14 protein-coding genes are annotated in these 17490 nt (G+C 73.2%); 10 read left to right on the top strand and 4 right to left on the bottom strand.

All coding sequences use genetic code 11. The features are described from left to right. Positions 1-5: 5 nt before the first annotated feature. Positions 6-1316: an RNA polymerase sigma factor gene (locus AC0QU1_RS22770; protein ID WP_483572656.1), complete on the top strand. Its 1311-nt coding sequence runs from the start codon at positions 6-8 to the stop codon at positions 1314-1316. A gap of 11 nt (positions 1317-1327) precedes the next feature. On the opposite strand, the gene AC0QU1_RS22765 is transcribed toward AC0QU1_RS22770, so the two are convergent. Further along, complete coding sequence (locus AC0QU1_RS22765) at positions 1328-2122, bottom strand: hydroxypyruvate isomerase family protein (RefSeq protein ID WP_483572654.1); 795 nt, start codon at positions 2120-2122, stop codon at positions 1328-1330. 127 nt (positions 2123-2249) lie between these two features. On the opposite strand from AC0QU1_RS22765, the gene AC0QU1_RS22760 reads away from it, so the two are divergent. From AC0QU1_RS22760 to AC0QU1_RS22730, 7 genes are all read left to right on the top strand, one after another. Next, complete coding sequence (locus AC0QU1_RS22760) at positions 2250-3164, top strand: NAD(P)-dependent oxidoreductase (RefSeq protein WP_483572653.1); 915 nt, start codon at positions 2250-2252, stop codon at positions 3162-3164. Then, complete coding sequence (locus AC0QU1_RS22755; protein WP_483572652.1) at positions 3161-5299, top strand: beta-galactosidase trimerization domain-containing protein; 2139 nt, start codon at positions 3161-3163, stop codon at positions 5297-5299. Before AC0QU1_RS22760 ends, AC0QU1_RS22755 begins: the two co-directional genes overlap by 4 nt. After that, complete coding sequence (locus tag AC0QU1_RS22750; RefSeq protein WP_483572651.1) at positions 5292-6245, top strand: D-2-hydroxyacid dehydrogenase; 954 nt, start codon at positions 5292-5294, stop codon at positions 6243-6245. The genes AC0QU1_RS22755 and AC0QU1_RS22750 overlap by 8 nt, the downstream gene beginning before the upstream one ends. 67 nt (positions 6246-6312) lie before the next feature. Next, complete coding sequence (locus AC0QU1_RS22745; RefSeq protein ID WP_483572649.1) at positions 6313-7599, top strand: ABC transporter substrate-binding protein; 1287 nt, start codon at positions 6313-6315, stop codon at positions 7597-7599. Beyond that, positions 7599-8570, top strand: a complete 972-nt coding sequence (locus AC0QU1_RS22740; RefSeq protein WP_483576789.1) for a carbohydrate ABC transporter permease — start codon at positions 7599-7601, stop codon at positions 8568-8570. Before AC0QU1_RS22745 ends, AC0QU1_RS22740 begins: the two co-directional genes overlap by 1 nt. Beyond that, a complete protein-coding gene (locus AC0QU1_RS22735) occupies positions 8570-9415 on the top strand; it encodes a carbohydrate ABC transporter permease (RefSeq protein ID WP_483572647.1) in 846 nt (281 codons plus the stop codon). Before AC0QU1_RS22740 ends, AC0QU1_RS22735 begins: the two co-directional genes overlap by 1 nt. Next, positions 9412-11550, top strand: coding sequence for an alpha-amylase family protein (locus AC0QU1_RS22730; RefSeq protein WP_483572646.1), 2139 nt, complete (start codon positions 9412-9414; stop codon positions 11548-11550). The genes AC0QU1_RS22735 and AC0QU1_RS22730 overlap by 4 nt, the downstream gene beginning before the upstream one ends. A 276-nt stretch (positions 11551-11826) precedes the next feature. On the opposite strand, the gene AC0QU1_RS22725 is transcribed toward AC0QU1_RS22730, so the two are convergent. Then, positions 11827-12894 carry a LacI family DNA-binding transcriptional regulator gene (locus AC0QU1_RS22725; protein ID WP_483572644.1) on the bottom strand — a complete coding sequence of 356 codons (1068 nt, stop codon included), beginning with the start codon at positions 12892-12894 and terminating at the stop codon, positions 11827-11829. A 53-nt stretch (positions 12895-12947) separates the two neighbouring features. Continuing rightward, entirely contained in the window at positions 12948-13925 is a 978-nt protein-coding gene (locus AC0QU1_RS22720; protein WP_483572643.1) for a DMT family transporter, read from the bottom strand. A gap of 82 nt (positions 13926-14007) precedes the next feature. Between AC0QU1_RS22720 and AC0QU1_RS22715 the strand changes: the two genes are divergently transcribed. Both AC0QU1_RS22715 and AC0QU1_RS22710 read left to right on the top strand, forming a co-directional pair. Further along, complete coding sequence (locus AC0QU1_RS22715; RefSeq protein ID WP_483572641.1) at positions 14008-14919, top strand: LysR family transcriptional regulator; 912 nt, start codon at positions 14008-14010, stop codon at positions 14917-14919. Between the two features lie 59 nt (positions 14920-14978). Further along, entirely contained in the window at positions 14979-15380 is a 402-nt protein-coding gene (locus tag AC0QU1_RS22710; RefSeq protein ID WP_483572639.1) for an FKBP-type peptidyl-prolyl cis-trans isomerase, read from the top strand. A 101-nt stretch (positions 15381-15481) separates the two neighbouring features. On the opposite strand, the gene AC0QU1_RS22705 is transcribed toward AC0QU1_RS22710, so the two are convergent. Further along, positions 15482-17476, bottom strand: coding sequence for a pectate lyase-like domain-containing protein (locus tag AC0QU1_RS22705; protein ID WP_483572638.1), 1995 nt, complete (start codon positions 17474-17476; stop codon positions 15482-15484). Between the last annotated feature and the right edge of the window lie 14 nt (positions 17477-17490).

The following is a 17490-nucleotide window of genomic DNA, read 5'->3' as shown; positions in this document are numbered from 1 at the left end:
CGCACGTGAGCGAGAACGCCGCCCGGCGGGCCGTCGAGGCGGTCTGGCGGATCGAGTCGGCGCGCATCGTCGGCGCGCTCACGCGGTACACGCGCGACTTCGAGCTCGCCGAGGACGTGGCCCAGGAGGCGCTCGCCGCGGCGCTCGTCTCCTGGCCACGCGACGGCGCGCCGCGTGACCCGGCGGGCTGGCTCATCGCGACGGCCCGGCGCCGGGCGATCGACGCCTACCGGCGCCGGGCCGGGCGCGACGAGCGGTACGCGGCGCTCGCGCAGGGCCTGGCCGAGGGGGAGGCGACCTCGGGCGCCCGGACGCCGCCTTCGGCGTCGGGCACGGGTATCTCCGCAGGTGAACTGGGTTCTGACCCGGGTGCGTTCGATCCCGACCGGATCGACGACGACGTGCTCGCCCTCATGTTCGTGTCCTGCCACCCCGTGCTGTCGCGGGAGGCGCGGATCGCCCTGACGCTGCGCGTCGTGGGCGGCCTGAGCAGCGACGAGATCGCCCGCGCCTTCCTCGTGCCTGTCGCGACGGTGCAGGCGCGCATCACGCGCGCCAAGAAGACGATCGCGGCGGCGCAGGTCCCCTTCGAGGTGCCCGACGGCGCGGACCGGGCCGCCCGGCTCTCCTCGGTGCGGGGCGTGCTGTACGTGATCTTCACGGAGGGCTCGTCGGCGACGTCGGGCGACGACTGGATCCGGCACGACCTCGCCCGCGAGGCCGTGCGCCTGGCGCGCGTGCTGGCCCGTCTCGCGCCGGAGCCGGAGACGTTCGGCCTGCTCGCGCTGCTGGAGCTGACGGCGGCGCGGTTCCCGGCCCGGACCGGGCCGTCGGGGGAGCCGGTGCTCCTGGAGGACCAGGACCGGCGCCGCTGGGACCGGGCGGCGATCCTCCGGGGGCGCGCTGCGCTGCGGCGGGCCGTCGGCCCGGCGGGCATGGGCGCCTACGCCCTCCAGGCTGCCATCGCGGAGTGCCACGCGGTGGCGCGGTCGGTACCGGAGACGGACTGGGAGCGGATCGTGGTGCTCTACGAGGCGCTCGGCCGCATCGCCCCCTCACCCGTCGTGGACCTGAACCGGGCGGTGGCCGTCGCGATGGCGCACGGGCCCGAGCTCGGGCTGCGGCTGGTCGACGAGCTGGCCGCCCGGGACGAGCTGACCGGGTCGCACCTGCTGCCCGGCGTGCGGGGCGAGCTGCTCGCGCGGCTCGGCCGCGCCGTGGAGGCCCGCGGCGAGTACCTGCGCGCGGCCGAGCTGTGCGGGAACGCTGCCGAGCGGTCGGTGCTGGAGCGCAAGGCCCGCACGGTCGGGTCGTGAGCCGGCGCAGGTCAGGCCGATAGGTCGTGCAGCCAGCCCAGCGTCCCCGCCGTCGGGCCCGTCGGGCGGTACTCGCAGCCGACCCAGCCGCCGTACCCGGCTTCGTCGAGCGCGCGGAAGAACGCGCCGAAGTCGATGGTCCCCGTGCCCGGCTCGCCGCGTCCCGGTGAGTCGGCGACCTGCACGTGCCCCACCGACCCCATGTGCCGCGCCACGTCCTCTGCCACCCGGGCGCCGTTGTTGTGCAGGTGGTAGGCGTCGAAGAGCACGGCCGTGCCGTCGCCCACCCGGTCGACGACGGCGAGCGCGTCGTCGAGCGTCCGCACGGGGTAGTCGCCGTTCTCGCCGCGGGTCAGCGGCTCGACCAGGACCGTCACGCCGCTGTCGGCGAGGACGTCGACGGCGAGCCGGAGGCTGCGCGTCGCCGTCTCGTCCTGCACCGCGGCCGGGACGCCGGCCTGGCGCTGCCCGTACAGCGCGTTCACCCGGTCGCAGCCCGTCGCCTCGACGATCGTCCGCACCACGCCGAGGTTCCGCCGCAGCTCCTGGCCCCGGTCCGGGTGCGAGACGATGCCGCGCTCGCCGGCCGGCATGTCCCCGGCGAAGAGGTTGATGCCGGTGAGGCGCACCTCCGCGGCGTCGAGGGCGTCGAGGAAGGTGCGGACCTCCGCGGCGTCAGGGTCCGGGGTGGCGAACGGCCACCAGCACTCGACGGCCTCGAACCCGGCGGCACGGGCCTGGCGGAACCGGTCCAGCAGCGGCACCTCGCTGAACAGCAGGGACACGTTGGCGGCGAACCTTGGCATCACGAACTCCGATCGTCGGCATTGACCCGCACAGGTATATCGAAATACCCTTCGTCGTGCCAGTGCTTATTCGCTGGCGGTGCTGTAGTGATCAATCGATAGATCTGCAACGAGGGAGTTCGGTCGGATGGCAGTCGTGGGCTTTGTCGGGCTCGGTGTGATGGGGCGGCCGATGGCGGCGAACCTCGTGCGCGCCGGGCACACGGTGCGGGCGTTCAGCCGCGGTGCGGCGGGTCGGGAGCGCGCGGCGGAGCTGGGGGTGCCGGTCGTGGCGGGCCTCGCGGAGGCCGTCGACGGCGCCGACGTCGTGATCACCATGCTGCCCGACACCCCGGACGTCCGCGCCGTCGCCCTCGGCCCGGGCGGCGTGCTCGAGCACCTCGGGCCGTCGGGCGCCTACATCGACATGAGCACCATCGAACCGGGGACGGCCCGGGAGATCGCCGGGCGGTTCACGCGGGCCGGCCACGACGCGCTCGACGCCCCGGTCTCCGGTGGTGAGGCGGGGGCCCGCGAGGGAACCCTGTCGATCATGGTCGGCGGGCCGGAGGCCGTGGCCGAACGCTGGCGGGGTCTGCTCGGCGCGCTGGGCACCACCGTGGTCCGCGTGGGCGAGGCGGGCGACGGCCAGGTCGTCAAGGCGGCCAACCAGCTCGTCGTCGCCACCCACCTGCAGGCGCTCGCGGAGGCGGTCGTGTTCCTGGAGGCGCACGACGCCGACGTCGCCGCGGGCCTGTCGGTGATCGCCGGCGGTCTCGGCGGGAGCACGGTCCTCGACCGCAAGGCGGCCGGTGTGCTCGCCGGCGACTTCACCCCGGGGTTCCGCCTGGAGCTGCACCACAAGGACCTCGGCATCGTCGAGGGTGCCGCGCGGGCTCGCGGGGCCGTGCTGCCCGTGACTGGTCTGGTGGGCCGGCTGGTCCAGTCGCTCGTGCAGCGCGGCGACGGCGGGCTCGACCACTCGGCGCTGGTGGCGCTCGCCCGCGAGCTCAACGGGGTGACGCCGGGCCGGGCGACGCCGGACGGGGCGGGGGCGCGATGAGCCTCACCGCGCAGCACGTGGGCGTCGAGGAACAGGTGCGCCCCGGCTGGTGGGACGAGCCGTTCCAGGTCTTCCAGACCAACCTGCGCGAGATCGACGCGGGGCTCGACGTCGAGCGCACGCTCGACGCGGTCCAGGAGCACGGCGCGAACGTGTGGCTGCTCAACGTGGGTGGCATCCTCTCGCACTACCCGACGGGGCTCGACTTCCAGACCCGCAACCCGCACCTGGCCGAACGGCCTGGCGGCGACCTGGTTGGCGACGCCCTTGCGGCGGCGCGACGGCGTGGCGTGCGGCTGCTGGCGCGGATGGACTTCTCGAAGGTCGCCCCCGCGATCGCCGACGCGCACCCGGAGTGGCTCTTCGTGTCGCCGTCGGGTGAGCGCCAGGAGTTCGAGGGGCTGGTCAGCGTCTGCCCCAGTGCCGGGTACTACCAGCGGCGGATCTTCGACGTGCTCGACGAGGTGCTCGACCGCTACGAGGTGGACGGGTTCTTCTTCAACTGGTTCGGCTTCAACGAGACCGACTACGCGGGCCGGGTGCACGGCGTCTGCCACTGTGCCGCCTGCGTCACCGGGTTCCGCGAGCACACCGGGCTCGACCGCCTGCCCGACCGCGCGGGCGACGAGCACTACCGGGAGTGGCGCGGTTACGCCGCGGCCACCATCGACGCGCTGACCGCACGCGTGCGGGCACACATCGCCGCCCGCCGGCCCGACGCCGGGCTCATCCTCGGCACCGCCGCCGACGTGCTGTTCCACGAGGCGAACAACGCGATCGGGCGCACGCTGTGGCCGTACGCCACGGGGGAGGCCGTCAGCGCGCTGCGGACAGTGCAGCCCGGCAAGCCGGTGCTCGTCAACGCTGTCGCCTTCTGGGACATGCCGTACCGGCTCGCCGGCGAGCAGCCCGAGATGCTCGGCCAGTACCTGGCCCAGGCCGTCGCACGCGGCGCCAACCCCTCGACCTACGTGATGGGTCCGGCCCGCGGCATCGTGTACGGCGGGCTGTCCGCCGCGGCCGCGGTCACCCGGTTCCACCGGGACCACAGCGACGTGTACACGGGGCTCGTCCCGGCGGCAGCGGTGGGCCTGGTCCGTCCCGACCCCCTGGACGACGACGGCCGGTTCGGCACCGGCGTCGCCGAGCACCGCGGCCTGCTGACCGGGCTGGTCGAACGCCACGTGCCCTTCGACGTCGTGCCCGTCGGGGCCCTGCCCGGCCTGGCCGCCGACCGGTTCCGGGTGCTCGTGCTGCCCGACCTGCCGTCCCTGCCCGACGGCGCGGCCGAGGCGCTGGAGCGGTTCGTCCTGGCCGGTGGCTCGGTGGTGGCGACGGGGCGCAGCGGCATCGGCCCGGACGGCTCGGTGCTCGACTGGTTTCCCGGGCTGCGGGTGACCGCCGTGGACAGCGACCGGGACACCCTCAGGTCGAGCTACGTCCAGATCGACACGGCCGACGGCGCTGGGGCGGAGGGTGCCGGGGCGGACGGTGCCGGGGCCAGCGGCGTCGAGGGCACGCGCGTCGTGCCGCGGCACGGCCGCCACCACCGGCTGGCCTGGCGCCCCGACGTGACGCTGCGGCACCGCCTCGTCGAGAGCGCACCCTACGGGCCGCCGGAGAAGGCGTACGGCCACGTGCCGGGCCACGAGCTCGTCTGCGGGTCGCGCGGGCACGGGGCGGGCACGGTGGTCCAGCTTCCCTGGGTGGTCGGCACGGCGTACCGGGACACGGGGCTCACCGCGCTGCGCGACCTGGTGGTCGACCTCGTGGTCGAGCGGCTGCTCGCGGGGCCGGGCGAGGCCCGGCTCGGTGAGGCGCGGGCAGGCGGGAGCCGCAGCCTGCCCGTCGTCCTCGACGGGCCGGAGCAGCTCGAGGTGGTCGTCGGGCGGTCGGCGGCCGGGCTCGTGGTGCACCTGCTCAACCACTCCGGGCAGCGGGGCAACGGCTACGGCCCGGCGGTGCCGTTGCACGACGTCGTGCTGCGGCTGGCGGGCCTGGCGGGCTCGCCCGCGCGCGCCCTCGCCGGCGAGGCCGTGGTCGTGGACGACGGCGACGACCTGGTCGTGCGGCTCGCTACGGTGGCCGAGCTCGAGGTGGTTGTCGTCGAGGACCAGGGAGGCTCCCGTGGCTGACGTGATCGTCGTCCGCGGCGGGCAGGGCGACCGGGTCGTGGACGCGGTGCGTGCGGCACACCCGGGGGTCGTCATCGCCTCGGCCGACGACGCCGACGCGCTGGCGCGCGCGACCGTCGCCGCCGGACGACTCACCGACGACGAGGTCGCGCGCATGCCGCACCTCGCCTGGGTGCACTCGTGGGCGGCCGGCGTGGAGGGCGACGTCGGGCCCGCGCTGCGCCGGCGCGCGACGGCGCCGGAGCCGGGCGCCGTGACCGTGACGTCGTCGGCGGGCAACGGGGCGGTCCCGCTCGCCGAGCAGGCGCTCATGCTCATGATGATGCTGGGCCGGCAGGCCCCGCGCTGGGCCGCCGCACAGCGGGAGCACCGCTGGGAGCGGTTCACGCACGACGAGCTGTACGGCCGGACGGTGGGCATCTACGGGTACGGCAACGTCGGACGCGAGCTCGCCGTGCGGGCCCGGGCGTTCGGCATGCGCGTGGTGGGGCTGCGCCGTCGGCCCGCCGAGCCCGGCGACCCCGTGGACCGGATGCTGCCGCCGGGCGCGGTGGACGAGCTGGCCGCCGCGAGCGACTTCCTGGTCGTCGCCGCGCCGCTCACGAACGAGACCGCCGGGGCGATCGGGCTGCGCACCCTGCGTGCGCTGGGCCCGGAGGGCCACCTCGTGGTGGTCTCGCGCGGCGGGATCGTGCGGGAGGACGACCTGGTGGCCGCCGTCCGCGACGGCGTCGTCGCCGGCGCGGGCCTGGACGCGCACGCCACCGAGCCCTTGCCCCCCGACTCACCCCTGTGGGACCTGCCCCGCACGATCGTCACCCCGCACAACGGGGCGACGACGCCCTCGACCGCGGACCGCGGCACGGCGATCTTCCTCGACAACCTGGACCGATGGCTCGCGCGGCGGCCGCTGCGCAACGTCGTCGACGTCGGGCGCCTGCCCTGACACCTGGCCTCGCGCTCCGGCGACGCCGCAGAAATCCGTACAACGACGTACCGAAAGAAGGAAAACCATGTCAGATCTCACCCGACGGTCGTTCCTGACCTGGACCGGAGTGGGGGCGCTCTCGATCGCCGCCATGTCTCTCGCCGGCTGCGGACCCTCCGGCTCCGGAGGGGACGGGGCGGTCCGGTTCGCCTGGTGGGGCGGCTCCGACCGGCAGCGCGCCTACCTGGAGGCGCTGGACGCGTTCACCGCGGAGCACCCCGACATCAGGGTCTCGCCGGAGTTCGGCGACTACGACGCCTACCAGGAGCGCATGACCACGCAGATGGCGGCGCGCGACGTGCCGGACGTCTTCTGGATCCCGTCGCCCGCCGTGCTGACCTACCGCGACGCGGGCCTGTACCGGGACCTCGACGGCATCGACGGCCTGGACCTCGGCGCGTTCGACGCCGAGCAGATCGAGTCCTTCCGGCTGGACGGCAGGCTCGACACGCTGCCCAAGTCGGTCTTCAGCCCCGTGGTGCGCTACAACACCACCTTCGCCGAGGAGGACGGCGTGGCGCTGCCCGACCGGCTGACCTGGGACAGCCTCGCCGAGTTCCTGATCGACTACTCGAACGACAACGCGGGCGGGCGCGTGGGCACCACCTACGGCGCGTACCACGACATGCCGTTCGAGTCGTTCCTGCGCCAGCGCGGTGAGGACCTGTGGACAGAGGACGGCACACTCGGGGCCAGCGTGGACGGCGTCGCCGCGTGGATCGACTGGTGGGAGAGGCTGCGGCTCGCCGGCGCCACGACGAGCGTGAGCGAGCAGGACGGCATCGAACCGGACTGGGCGCAGGTCGGGGACAGGGTGCTGCTCACCTTCGCCAACTCCAACCACATCGTCGACGATGCGCAGGCCTTCCCGGACTACTCGTTCGACCAGCGGGACGTGCCGGCCGCCGAGGACGCCGCAGCGGGCTACCACTTCACCTACTACAGCCGGTTCGCGATGTACTCCGGGGTCCCGGACGACCGGGTCGCGGCGGCCGCCGCGCTGATGAGCTTCAACCTCAACTCGCCCGAGCTGCTGAGCCTGGTCGGCCTGTCGGCAGGGGCGCCGCCGAACGCGCAGCTCCTCGACGCGTACGAGCCCGACGCGACGCCGGACGAGCAGAAGGTCATCGCGATCACCCGGGAGATCGCCGAGACCGAGCAGCGCCAGCGGTTCGAGGCCCCCGCCGGGTCGGGGAGCTGGCGTGACCTCATGATCCGCGAGCTCGAGGAGGTGACGCTCGGCCAGAAGACCGTGCCCGATGCCGCGGCGGCCTTCGTCGAGGTCGTCGAGGGTGAGATCGCGGGCGCATGATGGCTCTCACGTCGTCGAAGGACACCGGGCGCCGGGCGCGGGGAGCGCCTGGCGCCGCCGGGACGCCGCGTGCCGCCGCGCAGCCGTCGGGTGGACGGCGCGGCCAGGGGCTGGTGGCGCACCTCTTCCTGCTGCCGTGGATGATCGGCATGGTCGGTGTGACGGCCGGCCCGCTGATCGCCTCGGCCGTGCTGGCGTTCACCGACTACGACCTGCTGAGCTCGCCGCAGTTCATCGGGCTGGACAACTTCACGCGGATGGCGGGTGACGAGCGGTTCTGGGCCGCCGTCCGCGTGACGCTGGTCTACGTGCTGGTGTCGGTGCCGCTGCAGCTCGGGTTCGCGCTGTTCCTCGCGGTGGTGCTCGACAAGGGCCTGCGCGGCCTGTCGCTCTACCGCAGCGCCTTCTACCTGCCCTCGCTGCTCGGCGGCAGCGTGGCCATCGCGATCCTGTGGCGGCAGATCTTCGGGGAGGACGGCCTGGTCAACCACGTCCTGGGCTGGTTCGGCCTGGAGCTCGGCTCGTGGCTGCAGGACCCGTCGCTGGCGCTGTCCACCCTCGTGGTGCTCAACGTCTGGACCTTCGGCTCCCCGATGGTGATCTTCCTGGCGGGGCTGCGGCAGATCCCCGAGGAGCTCTACGAGGCCTCGATGATCGACGGCGCCGGGCGCCTGCGGCGGTTCTGGTCGATCACCGTCCCGCTGCTCACGCCGATCATCTTCCTGAACTTGATCCTGCAGATGATCAGCGCCTTCCAGGCGTTCACGCAGGCGCACGTGGTCAGCGGCGGCAGCGGCGGCCCGCTCGACTCGACGCTCTTCTACACCCTCTACATCTACCAGCGCGGCTTCGTGAACTTCGACATGGGGTACGCGTCCGCGATGGCGTGGGTGCTGCTCCTGGTCATCGCCGCCGCCACCGCAGCGAACTTCGTCGTGTCGCGGCGCTGGGTCTACTACGGAGACGAATGATGGCTGCTACCGCCCGTGCCTCGACCGCGAGCCGCGTGGTGCGGCACGCCGTGCTCGTGGTGTTCGTGCTGCTCATGATCTACCCGCTGCTGTGGATGGTGGTGAGCTCGTTCAAGCCGAGCAACCTGATCCTGTCGCAGACGGGACTGATCCCGACCGAGGTCACGCTCGGCAACTACAGCGACGGGTGGGACGCGCTCGGCTCGCCGTTCACGTTGTTCCTCGGCAACTCGCTGCTCATCGGCGTCGGGTCGGTGCTGGGAAACCTGTTCTCGTGCTCGCTCACGGCCTACGCCCTGGCGCGGCTGAACTTCCGGATGAACAAGGTCTACCTGGCGCTCACGCTGATGACGATCATGCTGCCGTTCCACGTGCTCGTGATCCCGCAGTACATCCTGTTCGCGGAGCTGGGGTGGATCAACACCTACATCCCGCTGCTGCTGCCCAAGTTCCTGGCCACGGACGCGGTGTTCATCTTCCTCATGGTGCAGTTCATCCGGGCGCTGCCGCGCGAGCTGGACCAGGCGGCGATGATCGACGGCGCCGGGCCGTTCCGCATCTTCTGGTCGGTGATCCTGCCACTGATGCAGCCCGCGCTGATCACCACGACGATCTTCACCTTCATCTGGACGTGGAACGACTACTTCGGCCCGCTGCTGTACCTGACCCGTACCGAGCTGTACACGGTCCCGGTGGCGCTGAAGTCGCTGGTCGACACCGAGACCCAGAGCGGCATCGGCACGATGTTCGCGATGTCGCTCGTCTCGCTGGTGCCGATCGTCCTGTTCTTCATCTTCGCTCAGCGCTACATCATCAAGGGCATCGCGACGACGGGAATCAAATGACGGCAGCGCGCGGACGGCTGGACGGCGAGCACCGCTGGACCCAGCTCACCTTCGTGGAGAACGACCCGCTCGACTTCGACCTCGACGCGTGGGCCGACGTTATGGAGCGGACGGCGTCGACGGCGGTGTGCATCAGCGCGGGCGGCTACATCGCCTACTACCCGACGAAGGTGCCGCTGCACCACCGCAGCGTCCATCTGGGCGACAGGGACCTGCTGGGCGAGGTGGTCGACCTGGCCCGCTCGCGCGGCATGGCGGTCATGGCCCGGGTGGACCCGCACGCCGTGCACCGCGACGTGGTCGAGCAGCGGCCGGACTGGATCGCCCGTACCGAGGACGGCGAGCTGCTGGAGCACTGGGCGATGCCCGGCATCTACCTGACCGACGCGTTCGGCGGGTACAGCTGGGAGCTGACGACCGAGGTGCTGCGGGAGATCGCGCGCGACTACGACGTCGACGCGCTGTTCGCCAACCGGTGGCAGGGGCACGGTCCCGGGTACACCGAGTCGACGGCCGCGGAGTTCCGGGCGGCGACCGGTCGCGACCTGCCGCGTGCGGCCGACCCCGCGGACGGCGAGGCGTGGGCCGCCTACCGCGCCTGGCGCCGGTCCCGGCTCAGCGACCTGGTGGCACACTGGGACCAGGCCGTGCAGGAGGTGGCGCCGGCCGTGCGGTTCGTGCCGAACCTCGGTTCGTTCACGGCCGCCGACCTGGAGCCGCGTGTCGCCCGGGCCGTGCCGTTCCTGCTGGTCGACCACCAGGCGCGCGGCGACGGTGAGGCCCTCTGGGCGGCGGGCCGGGACGCGAAGCGGGTCCGCGCGCTGCATCCGGACAAGCCGGTGGGGCTGATCACCTCGGTGGGGCCCGAGTCGCACGACTTCCGCTGGAAGGACTCCGTCAACGCGGCGGTCGAGACCACCGGGTGGATCGTCGACGGGTTCGTCCACGGGGCTTTCCCCTGGTTCACCAAGTTCGCGGCGCGCATCCACGACCCACGGTGGATCCCCGCCGTCGAGCGGGCGTTCGAGCTGCACCGGGCGGTCGCGGACGTGCGGGCCGGCGAGCGGCCGGTCGCGGAGGTGCTTGTGTGGGACGCGGACACGCACACGGCGTCGGCGCGGGTGCGGGACGCGGCCTCGGGCGTCTACCAGGCGCTGGTCGAGCTGGGGGTGCCGTTCGAGTACGTCGGACCCGGGTCGCTGACAGCGCTGACCCGGCCCGGGGTGCGGCTCGTCGTGGTCCCCGAGGTGCCGGTGATCGGTGCCGAGGTGGCGGCCGCCCTGCGGACATTCGTCGAGGCCGGCGGGTCGCTGCTGCTCACCGGCGGCGGCCCGGACGTCACCGGGCGGCAGGCCCTGGTGACCGAGCTGCTGGGCGTGGACGTCGCGGAGCGGCGGGACGGCGTCGTGCGCAACAACTACGTGCAGCGGGAGCCGGGCGGTGCGCTCCAGGAGGGGTTCGGGGACGCCCGCCGCATCGTGGGCGGCACGCGCCTGGTCCGCTTCGGGGAGGTCGCGGCGACTGCGGGTGGTCCGGGTGGTTCGGATCCGGCAGGTGCGAGGGCCGTCGGGTTCGACGTCTCCTGGCGGTTCGTGCCGGACCACCCGGACCTGCCGATGGAGGAGGTGTACCCCCGGTCGGAGCCGACCGAGCCCGCGGTGTTCGGCGCCCGGCTCGGCGCGGGCCGGGTCGACGTCATCGGCTTCAACGTCGCCGAGCTGTACTGGCAGGCGCTCCAGGCCGACCACCTGACCCTCCTGGGCAACGCGGTGCGCCGTGGGCTGGGTGGGGCCGCGGCGGTCGAGGTGCACGGCCCGGGCGTGCTCGACGTCGCGACGTGGGCCGGCGACCGATCCGTCACCGTGCTCGCCGCCAACCTCACCGATCCGATGATGATGCGCGGCCAGCGCAGGCGGGTGTCGCCGCTCGATGGTGTACGGCTGGCCGTGGACCTCGACCGGGCGGCGGCGCTCGCGGGCGGTCCGGTGCCGGAGGGTCTCACCGAGGCCGCCGTGCGCGCGGAGATCCTGGACGGCGGGGTCTGGGCGCGCGCGCACGCGTCGGACTCCGACGGCCGGGTCGAGTTCGTGCTGCCGCCGATCCGGGAGCTGGCCGCCGTCCGGCTGACCTGGTAACGGGGTCGGACGCGCGGGGGGCCGCTCAGCCACCTGGGCGGCGGCGGAGCGCCGGGTCTCTCCCCGGGCATCCCTCGTCTCTGGAGCAGGTGCCGGTAGAGCCGAACCACGTTCGGCTGAAGCACGGCTGATCTCGCTGAGCGAGAGAGTTCAGCCTGGCTGAACTAGGCGTGCCTGAGCCGAACGCGATTCGGCTCTACCGGCACCTGCGGCAGGAGGAATCGCTCCGCCCGCCGCCGTGTGCCGGGCGGGTCCAGCCGGCCGAAACCGCCTCGCTCAGGGGGCGGGCAGGGGCGGCGGAGCCGTCGAGCCGCGGACCACCAGCGCCGGGCGTTCCAGCGGCACCGGCTCCTCGACGGTCTCGCCCAGCAGCGTCAGCACCTTGGCGGCGGCCGCGCGCCCCCGCTGGAAGGCGAACCGCTGGACCGTCGTCAGCGGGGGGTCGACCCACTCGCCCAGGGTGAGGCCCTCGAAGCCGACCACGGAGATGTCGTCGGGCACGCGCAGGCCCGCGGCCTGGATGGTGCGCATCCCGGCGATCGCCATGGTGTCGGTGCCGTAGAGGATCGCCGTCGGGCGCACCGGGTCGGCCAGGAGCGCCGTGGTCTCCTCGGCCGCGCGGGCGGGGGAGTACTCGACGGCGGCGACGGTGTGCGGCCGCAGGCCGTGGTCGGCGAGGCGCTGCACGAACGCCTCGCGCCGCAGGACCGGCAGCACGAAGTCCTTGGGGCCGCTGATGAAGGCGATGCGCTCGTGGCCCAGCGCCACGAGGTGGTCGACCGTCTCGGCGATCCCGGCGCTCGGCGGGTCGGCGTCCACGTACTCGATGGCTCCGGGCTTCCACGGCGCGCCCACGAGCACCGCCGGGAGGCCGAGCTGGGACATGAGCTCGGGCCGGGTGTCGCCCACCATCGAGTTGGTGAGGATGATCCCGTCCATGCGCTGCCGCTCGGCGAGCGTGCGGTAGAAGTGCGCCTCGTCGTGCTGCCCGGTGATGAACACGTTGAGCAGCAGCCCGTACTCGCGGGGGCTGAGCACCGACTCGATGCCCGAGATGAAGTCCATGTTCCCCGCGCCGACGCCCGGCACCTTGGAGTCGCTGCTCAGCACCAGGCCGATCGCCTGGGCACGGGCCGTGCGCAGGGCGATCGCGGCGGCGCTGGGCCGCCAGTTGAGCATACGGGCGGCGTCGCGGATGCGCTCCGCCGTCGCCTCCGAGATACGGCCGGTGCCGTTGAAGACCTTCGAGACCGCACCTGGTGAGACCCCGGCGAGGGCCGCCACGTCGCTGATCGTCGGGCGGCCGCTGCCCCGCTGCTTCTGGGGTGTTCTCGGTGCTGTCATCGGGCGCTCATCTCGAGCGCAATTCTACGTGGTCAATCGGTGCACCACCGGCCTCAGCGCAGGCGGAGCGTCGCCACCAGCACGCCCGTCAGGCACAGGGCGCCGCCGACCAGCGCGACCGGGGCCGGGACCTCGCCGAGGAACGCCCACGACATGAGCACGGCGAGCGGCGCGGCGGCGTAGGTCGCGGCGCCGAGCCGCCCCGCCGTCGTGCGGGTGAGGGCGTAACCCCAGGTGACGAACGCGATGGCCGTGGGGAAGACGCCCAGGTAGACCACGCTCAGCGTGGCCGACGCCGGTGCCGCCGCGACCTCCGCGAAGAGCACCGGGGCGAACGGGAGGCAGGCCACGGTGCCGGCCAGGCAGCCGAGCCAGGTCATGGTCAGCGAGTCGACCTGCGGCAGCAGGCGCTTCTGCAGGATGGTGCTCCCCGCGTAGACGACGGCGGCGACCAGCCCGAGCACGACACTGAACGCGTCGGAGGCACCGCTCGAGGTGGCCAGCGCGATCCCGGCGACGCCGGCGAACGCGATGCCGATGCCCGCAAGGAGCCGCGCGGGGAAGCCCTCGCCGAGCGAGATCCCTGCGAACACCGCGATGAGGATGGGCGCGAGGCCCACCAGCAGGGAGGCGGTGCCCGCGTCGAGGGTGCGCTCCGCCGCGTTGAGGGCGAGGTTGTACAGCCCGAACCAGAGCACGCCCCAGACGGCCACCCCGGCCAGCGTCCGGCCGCGCGGCAGCCGCAGCTTGCCGGCCAGGCCGGCGATGACGGTGAGCGCGAGCGTGCCCACGAGGATCCGGCCCAGGGCGAGGGCGCCCGGCGAGTAGTCGAAGCCGGCGGACCGGATGCCGATGAACGCCGACCCCCAGAGCACGACGGTCACCGCGGCCGCGGCCGGGACGAGGAGGCGCCGGGCGGTCGCGCGCACGGTGGTGTCGGTCGCAGTGGGCGGGGCGGTCACGGTCACGTTCGCAACACTGCCCGGTCCGGCGGGCGAGGTCTGGCGGTTATCGGCCGTGGCGTTCGTCATGGTCCGATCCTGCGGCCGGAGCACCATGAAGCACCAGCGACTGTTCCTACATCTGGATTCAGTCTCGCTGTACAGTAGGCCCATGCTCGACGTCCACCGCCTCCGCGTCTTCCGCTCCGTCGTCGCGTCCGGCTCCATCGGCGCCGCCGCGGCCAACCTCGGCTACACGCCGTCCGCCGTCAGCCAGCACGTCTCGGCGCTCCAGCGCGAGACGGGGCTCAAGCTCCTGGCCCGGCACGGCCGCGGCATCCGGCCCACCGCGGCGGGGCGGGCCCTCGCCGCGCAGGCCGACGGCGTGCTCGAACGGCTCGGCGAGGCGGAGTCCATGGTCGCCGACCTGCGCGCCGGCCGCACCGGCTCGCTCTCCATCGCGTACTTCGCGTCCGTCGGCTCGGCCTGGTTGCCCGACGTCGTGCGCGTGCTCACCACGGAGTTCCCCGGCGTCCGCCTGGACCTCGAGCTGGCCGAGTACGTCCCCGACAAGACCGAGGACCGGGCCGACCTGCAGGTCCTCGTCGCGCACCGCGAGTTCGACGCCGGGACGGGCTTCGTGGCGCACCACCTCTTGGACGACCCGTACGTCGCCGTGCTGCCGCGCGGGCACCGGTTCGCCGAGCGGGACGAGATCGAGCTGGCCGAGCTCGCCGACGAGTCCTGGGTGGACAACGACTTCGCGCGCGGCTGGTGCCGCCGCAACCTCCTGGAAGCGTGCACGGCAGCGGGGTTCAGCCCCACGTTCCACGTCGAGGCGCACGACTACCCGACGGCCGTCGCGTTCGTCGAGGCGGGGATCGGCATGACCGTCCTGCCGAAGCTCGGCGCCGTCCAGCTCCCGCGCGGCACCGTCGCCGTGCCCGTGGTGCGCCCCGCCCCGGTGCGGTCGATCTACGCGGTGCTGCAGGACGCCGTCGCGCACACCCCGCCCGCCGTGGCGGCGCTGGAGGCGCTGCGCCGGGCCGCCGTCGCTTCGCGGGCAGCCGTGGCGGCCGCATAGGGTGGTGCGGGTACCGACGCCGGAGCCTCCGGCGTCATCCCGATCGAGAGGCAATCCTCGTGACCACGCTTCCTACCGCTTCCGGCGCCTTCGGCGACAAGCCGGAGCTCACCTTCCCCGAGGGCGGCGCGCCCGCCGGCCTGCAGGTGCAGGTGCTCGCAGAGGGCAACGGTCCGGTCGTCGAGGCCGGGCGCACCATCGTGGTGAACTACCTGGGCCAGACCTGGGGCGGCCACGTCTTCGACAACTCGTACGACCGCGGCACGACCATCGACTTCCCGATCGGCGTCGGCGCCGTCATCGGTGGCTGGGACAAGGGCATGGTGGGCCAGAACGTCGGCTCGCGCCTGCTGCTGTCGATCCCGCCGGAGCACGGCTACGGCGCGCGCGGCGTGCCGCAGGCCGGCATCGGCGGGGACGACACGCTGGTCTTCGTGGTGGACGTCGTCGACGTCAAGTGAGGCTCGGCCCGTCCTTCGAGACCGAGGTTCCTTGGCTCTGAAGCCGCTCAGAGCCAAGGAACCTCGGTCTCGAAGGACAGGCGCCCCACGTGGCAGGGCCGTCAGGGATAAGCGACCACCTGCGGGGACGCGAAGCTGCCGACCGCGGGTGCGCCCGTGTCGTTGATGACGTGGTTGATGCCGCCGGAGCCGTTGAGGAACACGCTCGTCATCGAGCGGAAGCGCACGCCGGCGGCGTTCGGCGCCTGGATCCCGGACTCGGCCCGGATGTCCACACCCTGGTTGAAGAACGAGTACACGCCGAGGCCGGTCGCCTCGTGGCTGGTCACGCCGTCCGCCACGCGGTAGGACGCGTAGCCGAGGCGCGTGCCGTCGGTCCACGCCGCCTGCGACGGCGGGTCGTACGGCAGCTCGCTCTGGTAGAAGACCGTGCGCCCGCGCTCCCCGTTCCAGACCGTCTGGTTCTCCTGGTAGTGCTCGACGAAGAGGCCGGTCGCCGTGACGTCGTCGCCGTTGACCACCACGCCGTGGGCGCCGGTGTTGTTGCCCCAGCCGATGCCCTGGCCGTGGTCGCCGCGCCAGGCCCAGAGGTGGTCGAGCAGCGTGTGGTCGCTGTTCACCTCGATCGAGGTGACGGCCTTGCCGGCCCAGGGTCCGCCCACGCGGACGAAGACGTCGCTCAGCGTGGTCGGGTCGGCGGCGTCGCCTGCGCCGTTGCCGGGCGTGCCCACGCGCACGAGCGTCTCCGACTCCGGCACGTTCGCGTCCACCGTGATCCCCGCGACGACGACGCCGGGGACGTCCCCGATCTCGATGGCGGCGTTGCCCGTGGTCGGGGTCAGCGACGCGTAGCCGAGGCCCAGCACGACGGTCCGCGCCCGGTCGACCCGGATCGGCGCGTCCAGCTCGTAGACGCCGGGGGTGAGCAGCAGGTGCTTGCCCGACGACAGCGCCGCGTTGATGGTGGCCGCGGTGTCCGTGCCCGAGCGGGCCACGTACACGTCGCCGATCGGGATCGAGCGGCCCGCGGCGGCGTCGGTGCTCCAGTCCACGCCCCGGCTGTTCGTCTTCGCGTTGGGCACGAAGACCTTGAGCTCCCCGTCGGTGCCGCGGTAGAGGAACGGGGCCTCGCGGCTCACGGGCGTGCTGTCGAGGGTGGTCTTGACGCCCGTCGTGCCGTCCGGCCGCGGTCCGAAGTCCGTGGCCGGGGCGCCCTGGACGCCGGAGAACACCATGTTCCACACGCCGCCGTCCCAGCCGCCCACCTCGGTGTTCCGGGTGTACCACTGCTGCTGGGAGCCGGTGGCGATGGTGCCGGACACGCGCGAGTTGGCGAGGTAGCCGCCCGAGGCGAACTCGCCGTACCGGCCGAACACGGTCAGGTTGCCCCGGAGGTCGACGCGGCGCATCGGGGCGGCCTGCGACACGGCCCAGCGCATCTGGTGCGGCTCGGTGACGCCCGCGGGGTACGGCAGGTTCGCGTCGTCGCCGACGGGGCGCTGGATCGGGTTGATCGCGAGGTTCGACATGGAGCGCCAGAACCTGGTCAGCGAGCCGGGGTCGGCGCACGCCCACGGGCTGTTCGGGCAGCCGACGACCGGCTCGACGTGCAGGGCGCCGTTGATCAGCACGTCGCCCGGCTGCGCGCCGAGGCCGGCTATCGACTCGTAGTAGCCCACGTGGGCGTTCACGATGCCGGTCGCCGTCGCCGGGTCGTCCTGGCCCGCGGCGCTGCCGTAGGTGCCGGGCTCGAAGAACACCTGGTGCCGGTCGAGGCTGAACTCCGCCTCGTCGTTCACCGTGTCGAGGAACTGGTTGATCCGGTCGGCGGTCCAGGTCTCGTCGATGAAGGTGACGTTCGGGCCGAAGTCGGGGTCGGCGGCCTTCTTCGGCTTCGGGGTCTTGGGCTTCGTCGGCTTGGTGGGCTTGACGGGCTTGGTGGGCTTCGTCGCGGAGGCCTTTGCCATGGTCCTGCCCTCTTCGGCGGCGGACGGCGCTGCGATGGCCGGCAGCGCCACGACCGCGGCTCCCGCGGCGAGCGATGCCGCGACCGCTGCGACGGCGGCGCCGCGCAGGGTGGTGCGAAGTGTCCTCATCGACAGTTCCTTCG

The sequence above is a fragment of the Promicromonospora noduliphila genome (assembly GCF_056951025.1).
This window is presented reverse-complemented; position numbering and strand designations above follow the sequence as displayed.